The sequence below is a fragment of the Mycobacterium asiaticum genome, from assembly GCF_001673315.1.
In the GTDB taxonomy this organism is placed as follows: domain Bacteria; phylum Actinomycetota; class Actinomycetes; order Mycobacteriales; family Mycobacteriaceae; genus Mycobacterium; species Mycobacterium asiaticum_B.
The window spans coordinates 104,222-122,608 of record NZ_LZLQ01000124.1 but is presented as its reverse complement, the minus strand read 5'-3'; the positions used below and the strand labels follow the sequence as shown (position 1 = coordinate 122,608).

General features: G+C 66.3%; 15 protein-coding genes and 1 pseudogene. 7 read left to right on the top strand and 9 right to left on the bottom strand.

The features are described 5' to 3' along the window. Both A5636_RS19585 and A5636_RS19580 read right to left on the bottom strand, forming a co-directional pair. Positions 1 to 513: a MarR family winged helix-turn-helix transcriptional regulator gene (locus tag A5636_RS19585; RefSeq protein ID WP_065160288.1), complete on the bottom strand. Its 513-nt coding sequence runs from the start codon at positions 511 to 513 to the stop codon at positions 1 to 3. A gap of 24 nt (positions 514 to 537) precedes the next feature. After that, positions 538 to 2,187, bottom strand: coding sequence for an alkaline phosphatase D family protein (locus A5636_RS19580; protein ID WP_065160287.1), 1,650 nt, complete (start codon positions 2,185 to 2,187; stop codon positions 538 to 540). 363 nt (positions 2,188 to 2,550) lie between these two features. Between A5636_RS19580 and A5636_RS19575 the strand changes: the two genes are divergently transcribed. From A5636_RS19575 to A5636_RS19555, 5 genes are all read left to right on the top strand, one after another. Continuing rightward, entirely contained in the window at positions 2,551 to 3,000 is a 450-nt protein-coding gene (locus A5636_RS19575; protein WP_065160286.1) for a hypothetical protein, read from the top strand. Positions 3,001 to 3,148: 148 nt separating this feature from the next. Then, positions 3,149 to 4,138 carry an alpha/beta fold hydrolase gene (locus tag A5636_RS19570; protein WP_065160285.1) on the top strand — a complete coding sequence of 330 codons (990 nt, stop codon included), beginning with the start codon at positions 3,149 to 3,151 and terminating at the stop codon, positions 4,136 to 4,138. A gap of 35 nt (positions 4,139 to 4,173) precedes the next feature. Beyond that, entirely contained in the window at positions 4,174 to 4,902 is a 729-nt protein-coding gene (locus tag A5636_RS19565; RefSeq protein WP_065160284.1) for a DUF998 domain-containing protein, read from the top strand. Further along, entirely contained in the window at positions 4,899 to 5,780 is an 882-nt protein-coding gene (locus A5636_RS19560; RefSeq protein ID WP_065160283.1) for an alpha/beta hydrolase, read from the top strand. The genes A5636_RS19565 and A5636_RS19560 overlap by 4 nt, the downstream gene beginning before the upstream one ends. Positions 5,781 to 5,888: 108 nt before the next feature. Continuing rightward, a complete protein-coding gene (locus A5636_RS19555) occupies positions 5,889 to 7,178 on the top strand; it encodes an SPFH domain-containing protein (protein WP_253900647.1) in 1,290 nt (429 codons plus the stop codon). 35 nt (positions 7,179 to 7,213) lie between these two features. Here the strand turns inward: A5636_RS19555 and A5636_RS26260 are convergent. Both A5636_RS26260 and A5636_RS19550 read right to left on the bottom strand, forming a co-directional pair. Further along, a pseudogene (locus tag A5636_RS26260) lies at positions 7,214 to 7,405 on the bottom strand (PE family protein); the annotation flags it as partial. 204 nt (positions 7,406 to 7,609) lie between these two features. Continuing rightward, the gene (locus A5636_RS19550) at positions 7,610 to 9,670 is read right to left on the bottom strand and encodes a serine/threonine-protein kinase (RefSeq protein ID WP_065160282.1); all 2,061 of its coding nucleotides are present in this window, start codon (positions 9,668 to 9,670) and stop codon (positions 7,610 to 7,612) included. Between the two features lie 192 nt (positions 9,671 to 9,862). On the opposite strand from A5636_RS19550, the gene A5636_RS19545 reads away from it, so the two are divergent. Both A5636_RS19545 and A5636_RS19540 read left to right on the top strand, forming a co-directional pair. Beyond that, complete coding sequence (locus A5636_RS19545; protein WP_081287886.1) at positions 9,863 to 12,481, top strand: FHA domain-containing protein; 2,619 nt, start codon at positions 9,863 to 9,865, stop codon at positions 12,479 to 12,481. Positions 12,482 to 12,568: 87 nt separating this feature from the next. Next, positions 12,569 to 13,018, top strand: coding sequence for a DUF402 domain-containing protein (locus A5636_RS19540; RefSeq protein ID WP_065160281.1), 450 nt, complete (start codon positions 12,569 to 12,571; stop codon positions 13,016 to 13,018). Here the strand turns inward: A5636_RS19540 and A5636_RS19535 are convergent. From A5636_RS19535 to A5636_RS19515, 5 genes are all read right to left on the bottom strand, one after another. Then, complete coding sequence (locus tag A5636_RS19535; RefSeq protein WP_065160280.1) at positions 13,008 to 13,460, bottom strand: hypothetical protein; 453 nt, start codon at positions 13,458 to 13,460, stop codon at positions 13,008 to 13,010. The two genes, A5636_RS19540 and A5636_RS19535, sit on opposite strands and share 11 nt — an antisense overlap. Before the next feature lie 14 nt (positions 13,461 to 13,474). Next, the gene (locus tag A5636_RS19530) at positions 13,475 to 14,479 is read right to left on the bottom strand and encodes a DUF2889 domain-containing protein (RefSeq protein ID WP_065160279.1); all 1,005 of its coding nucleotides are present in this window, start codon (positions 14,477 to 14,479) and stop codon (positions 13,475 to 13,477) included. 6 nt (positions 14,480 to 14,485) lie between these two features. Further along, a complete protein-coding gene (coaE, locus tag A5636_RS19525; RefSeq protein WP_065160278.1) occupies positions 14,486 to 15,700 on the bottom strand; it encodes a dephospho-CoA kinase in 1,215 nt (404 codons plus the stop codon). An 11-nt stretch (positions 15,701 to 15,711) separates the two neighbouring features. Beyond that, positions 15,712 to 17,151 (bottom strand): 30S ribosomal protein S1, encoded by a 1,440-nt coding sequence (gene rpsA / locus A5636_RS19520; RefSeq protein WP_065160277.1) that lies wholly within the window; start codon positions 17,149 to 17,151, stop codon positions 15,712 to 15,714. A gap of 196 nt (positions 17,152 to 17,347) precedes the next feature. Further along, positions 17,348 to 18,313 carry a lysophospholipid acyltransferase family protein gene (locus A5636_RS19515; protein ID WP_065160276.1) on the bottom strand — a complete coding sequence of 322 codons (966 nt, stop codon included), beginning with the start codon at positions 18,311 to 18,313 and terminating at the stop codon, positions 17,348 to 17,350. Between the last annotated feature and the right edge of the window lie 74 nt (positions 18,314 to 18,387).

The following is an 18,387-nucleotide window of genomic DNA, read 5'->3' as shown; positions in this document are numbered from 1 at the left end:
CTAATCAGCAGCCGCCGGCCCGAATTCCGGCTTGGGAAGGGTTCCTTCACGCAGGACCGACTCGTAGACAGCGGTCAGTATCTCAGCGAGCTGACCCTCCTGATCACGATCTATGCCTGCGAAGAAGAGTCGTTTGACGTGAGCCGCATGTTTGGGGGCGGCAGCGACGAGTTCGTGCTCACCGTGGTCGGTGAGCACCACATCCGTTCCGCGGCCATCGCTGTCAGAGGCAACGCGATCGACGAGACCGCGTCGGCTCATCCGCTGAAGGTGGTGTGAAAGCCGGCTGCGCTCCCAGCCGATCACCGTCGCCAGGCCGGACAGCTGGGCACGGTGCCGCGGCGCGTTGGATAGGGCGTTCAGCACGGTGTAGTCACTGAGCGACAAGCCGCATTCGATTTGGAGTTGGCGGTTCATCTCGTACTCGAGCCGGTGGTAGACCCGCATGTAGCTCAACCATGCTTCTTGTTGCACCCGACTCAAGCGACCGGACTTCGATGACGAGCTACCCACGCCTCCTAGTGTGACCCGCCCACATCAGTGCGCATTCAGCGAGACCCGACCTACCTCTTCCAAAGCCGTTGTTCCGCGCGGCTGTTCGAATACCACCATCGCTTTGCGGTCGTTGACCGCTAACGTCGCGATGGTGTTTCCGAACAGCGGACCGCAGACGTTGGTCCACGTGAACGGTGGTGAGGGAAGTCCGCGCCGGCGGACCCACCACGCGGTGACCGCGGCCGCAGGTCGAGTCCAGCCCAGCATGAACGCCGGTTTGACGAACTGCGGCACGTAATTGTGCACCGGTGAGCACACCAGCTGATGCACCGTCGCCGCGTCCGCTGAGAGCCCGTCGAGTTGAGCGCGGGCCGCGTAACTGTGGTGCACATCGCCGGACAGCACACTGATCGTTGCCGGGCCGCTGGGATGATCTGCGATCCTGCCGATCATCTCGCCGAGCCGCACGAATGACCGGTAGAACGCCGGCCAGTGCTCGAAATCGATTCCCTGACGTAGCTTTTCGGCGAACTTGCCCCGCCTGCCGGTGCGCTCCGCGGCCCGCTCGTTGAGCGACTCCAGATCGCCGATCGCCGGTGGCATCAACCACGGGACCGACGTTGCGAGCAGCAGGTGGTCGTAGCGATCCGGCCGCTCCTCGGCGTTTGACTCCACCCAGGAGAACTCTTCCTCACCGATCATCATGCGCTCGCCGCGCTCCAGGATCCGCCCGTTGCGGGAGTCGATCATGATCAGTCGGGTGCGGCCCAGCTCCCAGCGGTAACTGAACCGAACTCCCTTGTGGGCGTCGACTTCTCGATCGGCACGCTCGGCCAGTTCGGCAAGGAGCGGCCAGGTGTCGCCGCCGGCGCTCAGCAGCCGCTGGACGTCCTCGTTGTCGGCCAGCTCCGCGGGACTGAGATTTCCCAGGTGCTGGTACACCCAATACGACGCCAGCCCCGCCTTGATCCGGTCCCGCCACCACGGCACCTTGGCCATCGCGGCGCGCCACGGCGCCGAGGTGTTCCAGTCATCGCGGATGTCGTGGTCGTCGAAAATCATGGCCGTCGGCACCGTCGACATCAACCACCGGATTTCCGGGTCCCCCCACGAATGCCGGTACAGCCGTTCGTATTCGGCGAAGCTGACCACCTCGTCCGGCGGGCGGCTACCACGCTTGTTTCGTCGCCTCCTGCGGTTGGCGACACGGCGCTGCTCATCCGGTGGAAGCTCGTCGGCGTAGAGCTGGTCGCCGAGCATGACTGCCGCATCGGGCCATTCGTCGATCGGCAAGCCGGCCATTCGCCCGGCATAACAGTCCAACGCGTCGAGCTTCAGCTTGGCCTCGAGGCGCGAGTCGTCGGTTTTCGGGTAGCGGCAGGACCCGAAGATGACCCGCAGCCGATTCGCAACGGCCGGCCCGCGGGTCCGGATCACACTCGGCGGGAACTTTGCGAAATCCTCGTCATCGAGTGGCCACACCGTGGTGCCGTCGATGCTGACCTGGTATTCGGTCACGCTGTCGGGCGCCAGACCCGTCACCAGGACGAGTGCGAAATGGAAACCCTGCACCTCGAACGTCCGCGCCGTGCAACCAAGAATTTCGACAGTGCCCGGGTTTTCGGTCTGCACCCAAACCAACGCCGTCGTATCGGAAACGTGCCGCAAGGCCGGACCCAGGATCAATCGCATCAACGTCAGCCTATGACAGCGTTCGTGATCCCCACGTCACCCGAGTCCGATTCACGGCCGCGCCGCCCACAGCGTCATTCAAGACGGACATTCGGGGGATATTCGCGGGACCTTTGGGGAGGTTTGCGGGAGGTTCGCGGCACCTTCACGGGACCTTCGCGGGACCTTCGCGGGACCTTCGCGGGACCTTCGCGGGACAAGGGCGCCACATTGGCGGGATATTCGCGCAAGCTGATCAAAACCCGCCGAGGACCTGTGGGGTTTACCTGAAAACAGCCAGAGCAGGGGTGTAAGCTGCGATTTTACCGATACACTCTGGCTACATTGCCCATAGGCAATGAACTCACGGCCGAAGGCGGGAGCATGGGAAAGAAGACGGTAGTCGCCGCGGTCGCGTTATCATTTGCGGCTTTGTTCAGCGCAAGGCTGCCGAGCGCCGCCGCCGAAGTCCCGGAGATGCAAGGCGTCTACGCCTACACCGAGTCCGATGGCGTCGCCGCTACCTGGACCATCACCACCACGTGTGCGCCAGGTTGTGTCGCTCATGTCACCACGTCGCCGGGGCACGGGTTCAACGCTCCCCTGGTCAATGGCCGCCACACCGTCACGCGCAGCGTCCCCGACGGCGTGACGTGCCCGGCGTACTTGCTTGGCGACAACGGCTCACTGTGGAGTGGCGGGACCTGGCCGGTGACGGTTCGGCAGTGGTGGGACCCGGTCAGCCTGAACGGCGGGGTGGAGTTCCTGGACAGCCCGTCGCCGTGCGGCATCCCGAACCCCCGTACCTCGTTCACGCTCACTCCCATCGACTGATTCTCCGATTCCAGCAAATATGTTCACGCTGGTCAGAGCCGGTTAGCGCACGCATCAAGGATTCTCCAAGAAGTCCCCAAGGTCTGCCCTGGAATCTTGTCTCAACACCCGCTATGGCGGTGGAAAGACTGGGGAGAGGACAGACATCATGGCGAACCAAACACGCCGGCACCTGCGGCCAGTACGGGATGTCACCGCGCCGAAGCTGCAGTTCCGCACCATCCACGGCCACCGCCGCGCCTACCGTATCGCCGGTTCCGGCCCGGTCGTCGTGCTGCTGCACGGGGTGGGTGACAGCTCCACGACGTGGGAACCGGTGCACGCCAAGCTTGCGCAACGATTCACCGTCATCGCCCCCGACTTCCTGGGCCACGGCGAATCGGACAAGCCGCGCGCGGACTACTCGCTGGCCTCCTTCGCCAACGGCCTGCGCGACCTGCTCACCGCGCTCGAGATCGACCGCGTCACCTTGGTCGGGCACTCGCTGGGTGGCGGCGTCGCCGCGCAATTCGCCTACCAGTACCCACAGTTCGTCGAGCGCGTCGTGCTGGTGAGCGCCGGCGGAGTGACCAAAGACGTCAGCATCGCGCTGCGCCTGGCCGCCATGCCGATGGGCGCCGAAGCGCTCTCCATGTTGCGGCTGCCGGGCGCGGTCCCTGCCATGGGACTCGTCAGCCGCGCCGTCGGGAGCCTCGTCGGCTCGACCCGGTTCACCCGCGACGTGGCCAGCCTGCCCCGTCTGGTCGGTGGATTGAGCAAGCCCGGCGCCGTCGCCGCCTTCGCACGCACGCTGCGCGGGGTCGTCGACACCCAGGGTCAATTCGTCACCATGCTCGACCGCAGCTACCTGATGAACGGCCTTCCGGTGCAGATCATCTGGGGCGAGGACGACTTGATCATCCCGGTGAGCCACGCCCGGCTCGCGCACCAGCAGATTCCAGGCTCGCGCCTGGAAATCCTGGCGGAGTCAGGGCACATGCCGCACGGCGACCACCCGGATCGGTTCGTGCAGATCGTCCTCCAGTTCATCGACTCGACCGAACCATTCGAGTCCGACCCCGAGCTGGTTCGCAATGCCCTGCAGACCGGCGTCGCGCAGTGCGCCGAGTACGCGCCGGCCGACAGCGACCTCGCTTAGTCCACACGCCCACCCGCACGCGGCATGATGTCTCTATGGCGGTGCCGCAACGGGCTCGACTGGTGCCGAGCACCGGCCAGCAGCGACGAGCGCCGCTGCGCTGGGTCGTCATCCTCGGTGTGGTGATCGGTGCGGTCCTGTACTCCAACTGGGTACTGGAAGTCGTCTTTACCCGCACGTTGCCCGATCCCGATCTGTACATCAGTGAACTCGCCGCGGCGGATCAGCCGTACGGCGAGTGGTTTCGTGCCTGCGACCTGGCCTCGGCGGCGGTCCTGCTAGCCGCGACCGCCGCAGCGCTTGTCGGGCTGCGGGGCGGCAAGTGGAGCCAACGAGGATGGTGGGCACTCGGAATGTTCGCGGTGGCGACAGCCGTCGACAGCACCGTGTGGCGGCTCGTTTGTGCGCCGAGTTCGGATGCCGGGTGCGCGGCCCGTGAAGGCTCGCGCACGGTGCCGATAGGTCATCAGCTGCACTGGCTGAGTAGCGGCGTGGTGCTGACAGCCGCGGTCGCGTCGTTGTTCGCTTTCGTCATGGCCGATTCGCGGGAGGGCGCCGCGCCACGAACGCGTCGCTTGGGCCGGTTCATGTTGGGAGCACTGATAGGGACCGCTGTGCTGACCGGTGTGGCGATCCTCATCGACAGCGCTGACGTCATCGGCGTGGTCGGGATTGCGCAGCGAGCCGAGCTGGTGGCGTTCGCCGGCTGGTTGATCTACGTCGCACTGCGCACCGCCCGCGCGCCCACCGAAACGGACTCATGACCGACCGCCTCGAGGTCGAGGTGGGCGGCTACCGAGTGCAGATCCGCGTCGACGGGCACACGGGCCCCGTCGTGGTGTTGTGCAGCGGGCTCGGAGGCCGCGCGCTGCATTGGAGCGACACCGTCGCCCATCTTTCCGATGACCACACCGTGGTGCGCTTCGACCGGCCCGGCACCCCGACGGGGGCCCAGCCACCGCTGGGCGGTCGTCTCTCGGTCCGAGCCGAGGCCGACCGGATCTCAGCCGTGCTCGACGCGGTACGAGGCCCCCGGGACGCAGTGGTGGTGGGGCATTCGGTCGGCGGCTTCTACGCCGAAGCATTCGCGCGCCTGTACCCCCGACGCACCCGTGCGATGCTGCTGCTCGATTCCAGCATCGCCCCCGACCGGCGGTGGCTTCCCACGCTGCCGCTACCGATCAAGCTCGCCGCCGCCAACGCCGCGGTGGCCCTGCTGAGCCGGTGGCATCTACAGACAGCATTGAGCCGGGCCGGTCTCGAATTGGCGCAGCGCAGACGTCCCGGCGGGCTCGACTCCCGGGTTCGCGCCGAAATACACGCAGCCGCAACCGAACCCGGGTTCCCGCTGGCGCTGTGCGCGGAGTACCTCGGCTATCACGAGCTCGCGGCGGAGCTGTGCACACTGCGGGCTGTTTATCCGCTCCCGCCGGTGCCGCGGACAGTGGCGACAGCGCACACGGGCTGGCGCACCCGGTGGTGGCGTACCCAGCAGATCCGGCTGGCCGAAACACTCGGCGCGGAACACCTCACGATCAGCCCTTCGGGACACTTGGTCATGATCGAGCGGCCGCGGCGCACCGCCGACGTCATCCGCGAGATCGGGCGGGCGAGCGCGGCGAAAATTAAGCCATCTCGATAGCGTCGATGCCGCGTAAGATTCGCCCAAATAACCGCGATCGAGCTCGTTGAGCAACGTCGGCGTGGCGGCGGCCCCGGTCCGCCGAGGAGGGGTGAGAAGACGATGGGCATGCGGGACATGATCCGAGGCGAGTTCGTCGACATCATCGAATGGCTCGACGATACGAACACCACGCTGGCTTGGCGGTTTCCGCGGTACGACAACGAGATCAAGAACGGCGCGCAACTGATCGTCCGGGAAGGCCAGCGCGCCATGTTCGTCTATCGCGGGCAGTTGGCCGATCAGTTCACTCCCGGTCACTACACGCTCACCAGTGAGAACATGCCGATCCTGGGCACACTGCAGGGCTGGAAGTACGGATTCAACAGCCCGTTCCGCTCCGAGGTCTACTACGTCAACACCCGCCCATACCCTGACTTGCGTTGGGGCACACCCCAACCCGTCACCGTCCGGGACCCGGACTTCAAGATGGTGCAGGTGCGCGCGAACGGCACCACGGTGGTGCGGGTGACCGATCCCACCGTGTTCCTGCGCCAGGTGCTGGGCACGCAAAGCGTCGTCGACATGGATCAGATCACCGAATTGATCCGCCGCAACATCGCGCTCGCCTTCAACGACATGGTGATGGGCAGCGGTCTCGGTGCCATCGATCTGCAGGGTCGGCAAGTCGAACTTTCGGACAAACTGCGAGAGTTCGTCGCCCAGCGCGTGCAGGCGTTCGGCCTAGGCATCGACGCCGTCACGATGACGATCTCGTTGCCCGAGGAGATCCAGCAGGCGATGACCCGCGGTGTGGCGCGTGGTCTGGAGGAGAGCAGTTTCCTCAACAACGTCGGCGACCTCGATCGCTACGCGCAAGCACGGCGAGCCGACGCGATGTTGGCGGCGGCGCAGAACGAGGGCGGCGGCGCCGCCGGGTCCGCCATTCAGGCCGGACTCGGTGTCGCACTGGGCAGTCAGATGGCCAATGCAGCGCAGGGCGGGTACGCCCAGCCGCAACAGGTTGCACCGCAGCAGCAGCAGCAGCCGATGCAGGGCGCGCCACCGCCGTTGCCGCCGCAGCAACTGTTCCATTTCGAGCAGGCCGGCCAACCCGCCGGTCCGTACCCGGTCAACGCATTACGGCAATTCGTCGCCAGCGGTCAACTGACCCGCGACACCGTGGTGTGGACCGAAGGAATGGCGAACTGGGCCCCGGCGTCCAGCGTGCCTGCCCTGCAAGTGTTGTTCAGCGCCCCGCCGCCGCTGCCAGGCACGCCACCGCCGTCACCGCCGCGCTGCCCGGGCGCGCCGTTCGCGCCGTCGCCAATCAGCGGGCGCCCGGTCAGCGACTGCGCAGGCGAGTTGATCGCATCGAGCAGGGTTTGCTGGACGTTGGTGGCCTCGGCGGTGACATAAGCAGCCGCACCCGAGTTCAGGGTCTGCACGAATTGCTCATGGAAGGTAGCCGCCTGAACGCTCAGCGCCTGGTATTGGCTGGCGTGCGCGTTGAACAACGCCGCGATCGCCGTGGACACCTCGTCAGCAGCAGCGGTGACCAGGTTTGTCGTGGTGGCGGCGGCACTGAGGTTGGCCGCATTCAAGGCGGAGCCAAGCCCGGCCAACTGCCCCGCTATAGCCGACATCAATTGGGGCGCAGCCACCATCAACGACATTCGAGCCTCCTCCGCCGACGACCCCCTTTGCCGACGCAATTTATCAACGCACGGGTCAACCAACTCGGTAATTGAAAAAACTCGTCGCGGCGGAAACTTAGGTGCGCCGAAAGTGTGGAGAATCCGCGCGTCGCGGCGTGATGCTCTCCATTTGCGCACCCTCGCGACGGGAATTCAGCTGTGCCGGGACCACACCCGGGTCACCGGGTCGCACTCGATCAGATAGCCGTCGTTGGATGCCGACATCGCGAACACCGGGATGTCCGGGCGGTCGCAGGAGCTACCTGCGGCGTGGACGCCGGTGGTGATCGGCGCTTTGCTCCACGTGCCGCCCTCGCACACGACCTGCTCGTTGCTGGTCTGGTCGTAACTCAGCTTGTCGACGTCGTTGCATGCCCCGCCCAGCACTGGTGGCGACGGCTTGCTGGCCGGCGTAGCGGGTGCGCTGAGTACCTGCGCCGGATCCGCCCACGTCAAACCCGACGGCGCCGCGCCCACTCGGGTAGCCACCACAGGGACTCGGAGCACCGCCCCTTGCGCGCCGCATTCGTTGCTGCGCACGGTCTCGGTCTCGACACCGCGCAGGGTGCCGTCGGACTGCGGCGCGAGCGACCAGGAGACCGTTTCCTGCTGGGTGGCTCCCGCCGGGCCGTTCGGCTGGCGACAGCCAACCTGCTGCTGCTGCGGTGCGCCCTGCCAGTACCCGGCGACGAAACGCAAGGCATCGGTCTGGCCGGCACCGGCCATCTGATGGTTCGCGGCGTCGAGCTGGATCCCGGTCGCCGCACACCCGTTGTCCGTGCAGACCGAATGGAATGCCCACCAATCGGTGCTGGACCCGTCGTGCCGAATTCCGAGACCATTGCTGGTCTTCTTGGCCCGGTTGTAATCCAGCCGGTAAGTCCCGTCCAGGACCCGCATGCCGGTAGCTGCGACCGGCGCGGAAGTAGGGGCCGCCTCCGGCGCCGCGGGCCTGGCTGCCAACGCGGGCTTGGGCTGTGGAGTACCGGAGGTATCGGGCTCGAACGAGTACAGCAGCGACCAGGTGGCGGCCACCGCAACCAGCACCGCGCACACCAACGCCGCCGCCATGCGAGTACGCGCCGAAAACTTGCGCCTCAGCCCAGCGATGGCGCCACGTTCTGTGGGCTCCTCCGCCGCAGCTTCGTCGCAACCGTCGGGCAGTTGCGCACGGAAATCGGCGGCGAAGGCCCGGCACCGCTCGTATCGGTCGGCCGGGTCTTTGGCCAAAGCACGGCAGAACACCTCGTCGAGGTGCGCCAAATCGGGTCGGCGGTCGCTCAGCAGTGGCGGCTCATCGTGCAGGTGCTGACTGATCACCGCGATCGAGTTGGGGTGCTGGAATGGCGGCGCACCGGTCAACAGGTGAAAAGCCGTGGCTGCCAACGCGTACTGGTCGGCTCGCCCGTCGATGTTGGATCCGGTCAGCTGCTCGGGGGCCGCGTAGGCGACGGTGCCGACCGCGACATTGGTCTGGGTTATCCCGCTGATGTCCCCCAGGTGGCGAGCGACACCGAAATCCGCCAGCAGGATTCGGCGCTCGTCGTCCTCGGGATGGGTGAGCAGGATGTTTGCGGGTTTGACGTCGCGGTGCAGCAGGCCGCGGTCGTGCGCGTAATCGAGCGCGCCGGCGACGGCGGTCAGGATGGCGCACACCTCAGCGGCCGGCATGCCTTGCGGGTGCTGCTCTTTGACCAGCCTGGACGCATCCGTGCCTTCGACGTAGTCCATCGAAATCCAGAGCTGGCCGTTGAATTCGCCGCGGTCATGCACTCCTACGATGTGCGGGTGCCAGAGCGTGGCGGCCAGATCAGCTTCCCGGTTGAACCTCTCGCGGAACTCGCTGTCGGCCGTGATCGCTTGTGCCAGAACCTTGATCACGTCGCGTCGGGGCAATCGGGGATGCAGGGCCAAATAAACCTCGGCCATTCCGCCGGCGCCGAGCGGCCGCAGGATGGTGTATCCGGCGAAGGGAGCACCACGGGACAATCCGGCGTCCTCGACCACCGCACCACGGGACAATTCGGCGTCCTCTACTACGCGGGTGGTCTGGCGGTCCTGCGCCGGTCGGGGCTGGCCCCCGGGCGTGCTCCGGACGGGTGGAACGCGGCGGCGGAGGTGAGCGACGCTCACCGAAGGTAGGGATTGAAAGCTCGCGCGCAGCAGGCGCCGACCGGCATGCAGGCGCCGGGTGGCACCGCTGTGGTCGTCCATGTGCGTTATCCCTCCCCTCGGGCTCGGCACTACGTGAGATCGCGTGCATACCTTTTGCGATGATGCCGGAAGTTGGCTGGGCACTGGGCCGATACAGGCTGTGTAGCAGCTATGTATGGCCGCGCCGAAACATAGCGGACTCACAGCTGCGTCACACAGAGCACACTCAGAAAGTGCACGGATACTGTTCTGGTGAGTCGACCAGCCCCTCCCGCGCTGACCATCCGGCACGACGGTACACAGATTTCGTTCGCCCCCGGTTACGAGGTGATCATCGGACGAGACCTACACGCCGACCTACGCATCCCGGACCCGCGTATCTCCCGGGCGCACCTGGTGCTGCGGTTCGACCAAGGGCGGTGGCTGGCGATCGACAACGGCTCGTTGAACGGCACCTACGTCAACGGCTACCGGATGCCGGTGGTCGACATCCACGACGGGCAAAGCATCAACGTGGGGAACCCGGCCGGGCCGCGACTGACATTCGAGATCGGTCAGCAACGAGGCGCCACGACCCGCCCGCCCGTCGCCAAGCCCAGAACGGCGCACGACAGCGGTCCGCCCACGCTGGCCTGGTCCACAGTCCCACCACCACCTCCGCGCCCTGCGACCCGTCCCCCGCGAGGACGGGTCCATCCCGCGCCGACGCGAACGACCCCACGGCGTCCGGGGCGTCGGGCGGTGCCGCCAGCGCCGCCGGAGGAGATCACTTCGTCCAACATCCAGTCCAACATCCAGTCCAACATCCAGGCCAATATCCGGCCGGAACCGGCGGAGATGACCGAAATCGACATCAGGTCCGCCGACGTGTCGAGTCTGGCCACCAGGATGGTGCGGATCCTGTCACCCCGCTCATCTGGGGCCACCGGCACCGCGAAGTCGTCGGGCACCCAGACGATCGGCCGGGCCAACGACAGCGACATCGTCGTCTCCGATGTGCTGGCCTCCCGTCAGCACGCCGTGTTGCGGGACACCCCGCTGGGCACCGAGATCCAGGACCGCAGCATCAACGGGACGTTCGTCAACGGCACCAGGGTGGGATCGGCGATCCTGTCCAAGGGTGACGTGGTCACCATCGGCAACGTCGACCTGGAGTTCCGCGAAGACACCCTCGTCCCGCGCCGCGAAACCGAGACTCGCACAGGCGGTTTGGAAGTACGCAGCGTCAACTACACCGTCGACAACGGCAAACGGCTGCTCGACGGCATTTCCCTGGTCGCCCGACCCGGCACGCTGACCGCCGTGATCGGCGGCTCGGGTGCAGGCAAGAGCACACTGGCCCGGCTCATCGCCGGGTATGCCCGCCCCAGCTCGGGTTCGGTCAGTTTCGAAGGCCATGACATCCACGCCGAGTACGCCTCGCTGCGCAGCCGGATCGGAATCGTCCCCCAAGACGACGTCGTGCACCGCCAGCTCACCGTCAACCAGGCCCTGGGATACGCCGCCGAACTCCGGCTGCCGCCCGATACCAGCAAAGCCGACCGGGCCAGGGTAGTCACCCAGGTGCTCAAGGAGCTTGACCTGACCAAGCACGCCGACACCCGGGTCGACAAGCTGTCCGGGGGCCAGCGCAAGCGGGCCTCGGTCGCGCTGGAGCTGCTCACCGGACCATCGCTGCTGATTCTCGACGAGCCGACCTCGGGCCTGGACCCGGCGCTCGACCACCAGGTCATGACGATGCTGCGCCAGCTCGCCGACGCCGGGCGGGTGGTCATCGTGGTCACGCACATGCTGTCCTACCTGGACACCTGCGATCAGCTGCTGCTGGTGGCTCCGGGCGGCAAGACCGCCTACTGCGGCCCGCCGGACCAGATCGGCGATGCGATGGGCACCACCAACTGGGCCAAAATCTTCAGCCAGGTGGGCGCCGACCCGGACGAGGCGAACCGACGCTTCCTGGCCCAGACCGAAGCCCAGAACCTGCGCCAGCCGCCCGCCGGGGCCGCTGAGCCCGCCGATCTCGGCGCGCCGGTGCATACCAGCGTGCGCCGCCAGATCTCCACCATCGCGCGGCGACAGGTTCGACTGGTGGTCGCCGACCGCGCCTACTTCGTCTTCCTGGCGCTGCTGCCGTTCATTCTGGGTTCGTTGTCCCTGACAGTGCCGGGTAGCAACGGATTTCGCGCTCCTGGGCCCAACGCGGGCACGCCGGACGAGGCCGCCCAGATCCTGGCGCTGCTGCTGCCGGCCGCTGCGTTCATGGGAACCGCGCTGACGATCCGCGACCTGGTCGGCGAGCGGGCCATCTTCCAGCGCGAACAGGCCGTCGGGCTGTCCACCACGGCCTACCTGCTGGCAAAGACGCTGGTGTATTGCGGGTTCGCGATTATGCAGTCGGCGATCATCACCGCGATCGTGGTGGTCGGCAAGAGCGCACCGACGCGGGGCGCCGTGCTGATGGGCCATTCGACGCTCGGCGCCTCGGTAGAGCTGTTCACCACCGTCGCCGCGACCTGCGTCGCCTCGGCCATCCTCGGCCTGGCCATTTCGTCGCTGGTGCGCTCCAGCGAGCAGATCATGCCGTTGTTCGTGGTGACGGTGATGGCGCAACTCGTGTTGTGCGGCGGGATGGTGCCGGTGACTGGCAGGCTCGCGCTGAACCAGCTGTCGTTCGCGATGCCGGCACGCTGGGGCTACGCGGCGGCGGCTTCGACGGTCGATCTGCGGCACCTGGTGCCGGGCTCGCTGGTGCCGCAAGACCGGTTCTGGGATCACACGTCGAAGAGCTGGCTGACCGACATGGGCATGCTTGCCGGGCTGTCGGTGTTCTACGCCTGCTTCCTTCGGTGGAGGATTCGGCTCCGTAGATAGCTCGGTCGTTAGAGTGAGACCATCCATCCGCCCAAGCACGAGACGTTTGACCTGGCTGCCCGCACCAACACCGATCCCAAAGGCATCGTGCGGGCGGTGGACGAATACGTTGTGCAGCCGTGGGGCCTCTACGTCGCCCGGCCGACGCCCGGGCGGACTCAGTTCCGCTACCTCGAATCGTGGCTGTTGCCGTCATTGGGCTTGCGCGCCACAGTTTTTCACTTCAACCCTGGCCATGAGCGCGACCACGACTATTACCTCGACATTGGCGAATACACGCCCGGCCAGACGGCGTGGCGTTCTGAGGACCACTACCTCGACATCGAGGTCCGCACTGGTCTGGGTGCCGGTCTGGCCGACGTCGACGAGCTGGTCGCCGCCGTACGGCAAGGGTTGTTGAGTCCAGACGTCGCGGAACTGGCGGTGCGACGGGCGGTGACCGCCGTCGACGGGCTGGCTCGCAACGGTTACGACCTACAGGCCTGGCTGGGCTCGCAGGGCATGCAGCTCAGCTGGCGGGACGGGTTTAGGTCGTGAGGTGCCTGCGGACCAGCTTGTGCCAGCGCCGCTGCCGGTACCGATAGATCCCGTTCGCGACGGCGACGACTACGCCGGTCATCGCGCCGGCGTCGATGTCGACGGTGTCGCTGTAGCGGCAGGACCCCGCCGCGAGCGGCTCGACGTGCAAGGTGTGGTTCCAGGCTTTGAGCAGGCCGCCGTGTTCGCGGGTGCGGATTGTTCCGGTGCTCTCGTCGACCTCGACGACTTCGATGGTGTGCCGGTAGGCCGGCAGTAGGTGGAACGCGAACAACCATCCGGTCCCCTGCTCGCCTTCCCGCAGCGCTTCGGTGCGTCCGGCCAACGACGGGAAGCCGAACAACCCTTTGCAGACGTAGAGAAAGGTGGCGGGCGACAGCATTGCCGACCAGACCCGCTCGGCGCCGGTAGGCAGGACGGTTTCGACATGCACGGTACGCATGGCCACTGTTTACCTCAGCCGAGATCCAGTAGGGCGTCCAGATCGGCGATGGCCCGGAGCGTGTCGTTGAGGTGCGTGCAGGTGCTGGTCCCGACGAACTCACCTCGGACCCGCTGCCGTAGCTCGGCGAGTGTCATTCCTTGAACATCCGCAGCGCTCCCGATGGCGCGGGGGCATTCCTGCCACGGCAGCACCCGCACCTCTGCGCTCACCGCGGTGATGGTCCGCGTCGAGGTGTCGACCCTGCCGGCGACGGTGTACTCGTGCACGATCGTCTCCACCAGGTCGTCGTCGGTGTAGGAATCACGGAAATGGGCGTCGAACTGCGCCGAAGAGGCGTCCGCGGGCGACATGTCGAGCCGGCGGAACCTGCGCATTCCCCGCGCCCGGAGCGGTTCGACCTCATGCAGTCCGTTCAGCGTGGGCGCCCGCGGACCGCGACCCGTGGGAATCACGTCGTGCTGCCGGGTGTAGCTGATCAACGACGCCTCAGGTGCGAAACCCGCGCAAATCCCGGCCATCCGGTCGGCGATGCCGGGCGGGAACTTCTGCTCGGTGCCGTCGACGATGGCCGCGTACTGAGTGGCATACCCGGACACCAGGGCGGCCCCCACCCAGTCGTCGAGCAGCAGATGCAACAGGCTCGCCCGCTGCACTTCGTCCGGGAAGAGTTGGCCGATCTTCGATCGAAAACCCGCACCCACGCGACTGCCGCGCAGCGTCTGCAGGCGGCTGTCCTGCGGCGCGGCACTGATGTCGTCGATGACGGAGTCGGTCAGGTGTGCCCGTACCCGGATTTCGTCCCGCACGTGGATTTCTCCCCGCACGTCGACTTGCACATCGAGAGAGCCCGCGCCGGCCGCTACGGCGTCGCGCGCCCGCAGGTCGACCAGGGATCCCCGCGGGCCGTCCGGATGAGTATCGATGGTGCTGGTACGCCGGCGCCGACCGGCCACCAACGGCGGTGCCTCGTCCACGACGGGCCGCCGCGGGCCGAGGATGTCGGTGACGAATGGCATGAGACGCTACGGCTTCCAACCGGTGGCGTCGGCCCACTCCCAGGCTCGCCGGTAGGCGTCCCGGAACCACGGCTCCTTCGCGGTGATGTAGCGCACGATGTCGCCGCCGGCGCTCGCATCCGCGTCCTGTTTGACTGCCGAATACTTCTCGCACACATCGGCATTGGCTTTGAGCCAGTCGACGAACAGTAGAGCGAACTGCTGATTGGGCCACCCCGCAGTGCGGATATGGACGTTGGTCGGCCGCCCGGGGTCGGCTGAGGCGTGAATGCGCTTGCCCCACAACGCGGGATCGTCGCTGTGGTCGATGCCCGGTACGGTGCTGCGGGCATCGGTCTTGGCGGCGTCCTGAGTGATGTGCTCGAGGCGCGGATAGCCGGCGGACAACAACGGTTCGACGAGTTCTTCGGCGGCATCCAGGGATTCGACGGTGACCTGGATGTCGATCACGTCTTTGGCGTCGAGTTTCGGTACCGCGGTCGACCCGATGTGGTCCACTCGCACGGCCCGGTGACCACACGTGGTCTGCAATCGCTTGACGATGCGTTGGGCTTGCTCCGCCCAACTCGGATCAGCCGAAACCACCCGTGCCGGTGTCCGCGCGGGCTGGCGCTGAGAAAGATTGTGCGAGAACGGAAGTATCCGGTTGTGCCATACGTCGCGGGCCCGTTCCGCCAACGCTTCCGGCCTGCCCGAATTGTCCAGCCAAATGTCGGCCACTGCCCTGCGTTGCTCGTCGGTGGCCTGTGCGGAGATCCTGGCTCGCGCGTCGTCCTCGGTCATGCCACGGATCTCGACCAGGCGTTGCACCCTCAACTCGACGTCAGCGTGCACGATGATCACCAACGGAAACAGCGGCGCCATGCCGGACTCGACCAGCAGCGGAATATCTTCCACCACAACGGCATCCGGAGAAACGCCGGCGATGATCTCCGCGCGCCGCTTGCCGACCAGTGGATGAACGATGCCGTTGAGCTTCTGGCGCTCTTCGTCGTTGGCAAACGCCTTGGCCGCCAACGCGGGACGATCCAGCGACCCGTCGGGCTGCAGGATGTCCTCACCGAACGTGTCGACCAGGGATTTCAATCCCTCGGTGCCTGGCTCGACGACCTCGCGGGCGATGACATCACCGTCGACGATGATGCCACCGAGCTCCGCGAACGTCTTGGACAGCGCCGACTTTCCGGCACCGATGCCACCGGTCAGCCCGATGCGCAGCATCCGGCGTGCTGCTATGCGCTGCCGGCGAGCTTCTCCCGCAGAGCCGCCAGCTGGGCGTCGCTGGCCAGCGACCCACCCGCGGACTTCTCCGAGGAGCTGCTGCTCGAGGACGACTGCCCGCCGTGGTCGGCTGCCTCAGCCGCGGCGAACTTCTCCATTTGCGCAGTGTGCATCTTGTGGCGACGCTCGGCCTCGGCGTAGCGGGCTTCCCATTCGTTGCGCTGGGTGTCGAAACCTTCGATCCACTCGTTGGTTTCGGCGTCGAAGCCTTCGGGGAAGATGTAGTTGCCCTGCTCGTCGTAGCTGTCGGCCATGCCGTACTTGGCGGGGTCGAACTCCTCGGTGTAGTCCTCGTTGGCCTGCTTGAGCGACAGCGAGATCCGGCGACGCTCCAGGTCGATGTCGATGACCTTGACCATCGCGTCGTCGCCCACGGCAACCACCTGGTCGGGCACCTCGACGTGGCGCTCGGCCAGCTCGGAGATGTGCACCAGACCCTCGATGCCCTCTTCGACACGCACGAATGCACCGAACGGCACCAGCTTGGTGACCTTGCCCGGCACGATCTGACCGATCGCGTGGGTACGGGCGAAGTGCCGCCACGGGTCTTCCTGAGTCGCCTTGAGCGACAACGAAACCCGCTCGCGGTCCATGTCGACGTCGAGCACCTCGACGGTGACCTCGTCGCCCACCTGCACCACCTCGGACGGGTGGTCGATGTGCTTCCAGGACAGCTCGGAGACGTGCACCAGACCGTCCACACCGCCGAGGTCGACGAATGCGCCGAAGTTGACGATGGAGGAGACGACACCCTTGCGGATGGTGCCCTTCTGCAGCTGGTTGAGGAACTCGCTGCGCACCTCGGACTGGGTCTGCTCCAGCCAGGCGCGCCGCGACAGCACCACGTTGTTGCGGTTCTTGTCCAGCTCGATGATCTTGGCTTCGATCTCCTTGCCGATGTACGGCTGCAGATCGCGCACCCGGCGCATCTCGACCAGCGAGGCGGGCAGGAAGCCGCGCAACCCGATGTCGAGGATCAGACCGCCCTTGACGACCTCGATGACGGTGCCCTTGACGGCCTCGTCCTTCTCCTTGAGCTCCTCGATGGTGCCCCAGGCGCGCTCGTACTGGGCGCGCTTCTTGGACAGGATCAGACGGCCTTCTTTGTCCTCTTTGGTGAGAACCAGGGCCTCGACCTCATCGCCGACGGTAACGACCTCGTTGGGGTCGACATCGTGCTTGATGGAGAGCTCGCGGGCGGGGATGACCCCTTCGGTCTTGTAGCCGATGTCGAGGAGCACCTCGTCCCGGTCAACTTTGACGATGGTGCCTTCGACGATGTCGCCATCGTTGAAGTACTTGATCGTTTTGTCTATTGCTGCGAGAAAATCCTCGGCGGAGCCTATGTCGTTGATGGCTACTTGCGGCGAGGTGACGGCGGGACTCGGCATATTGTTGGGTTGCTCCGGACAGGGTTCATCGTAGGGACTTGGGACTTGAGTTATTGGTGTGACCCGCGATCGAGCGCAAACGGGTACCTGTCGAGGCTACTCGACTGCATACACGCTGGCCAAACTCGGTCGAAATCACTGGTCAGACTACCGGGTGCCCCGCGGGCGCACGCAGGCGACTCCCGCGTGCGGCGGGCTAGGGCCGGCGCCCAACCGAGTCCGACACCAGGCCGCCGGGCATCAGCCACTGGTCCGGCTCGCGGCGGATGAACAAAGCGATCGCGTCGGCGACCCGTTGCGAGGTTGCCTGCACTGCGTCTCGCACGTTCTGATCGTCGCCGCCGAGCGGAACTTCGGCAGCAATCGGCTCGCCGAAAACGGGTTCTCGCCGATGTTTGCGCTGGAAAACCGCGCCGGGCACGATCAACGCGCCGGTGCGCAGGGCCAGCAGCGCCGGGCCCGCACCGACCGGGCGCTTGATGCCGGCCAGGTCGACCTGGACGCCCGCACTTGTCCCGCCCTGCGCGCCCTCTCGGGCTCTGAAGTAGTCGCCGGCGATCGCGACGATGCGGCCGCGACGGATGGCGTCGGCCATGGCCGTGGTGGTGCTGACGCCACCGTGGCGCTCGATGACGATGAGTTCCAAGTCGGCCTTCTGCGCGCCCCGGGTAAGCACCCATTGCATCAGGGCAGGCTGTCGATTCACGACGGCGGTAACCGGCAGGCCGTTGAGTGCCAGCACGATCGGTAGCGCCGCATATGAGCCGAGATGCGGGAAGGCGACGATGGCACCGACTCCGGCAGGGCGACCGGCCTCGAGCGCGGCATAGATAGGTGACGGATCTGCGATGCGGAAGCGCCGCAGCGCGGTGTCGTGCGGCGCGGCGAGGAACCAGATGGCGTCGTTGGCGTTGCGGACCAGCGCGCGATACATCGCCTGCACGGGGCGCCATTTCCGGGACGAGAACTGGGCCGTCGGGTCGACGTTGTCGCGGAAGTCCTGCAACACATTCAAGTGCTGGGCACGGCCTCGCCAGTACACAAGCCGCGCGAGCACTGTTAATAGCGCGTCGGCCACCGGGGCCGGTAACAGACCGAACAACTTCGACGCCACCACCAGCGGATAACGCAGGAGCGGCGGACGCTGAGCCGGTTCGGACACCTGAGCAGTTTAAGTTCGGCTGAGCAGTTTAAGTTCGGCTGAGCAGTCTGAAGTTCGACTGAGCAGTTTGAGTT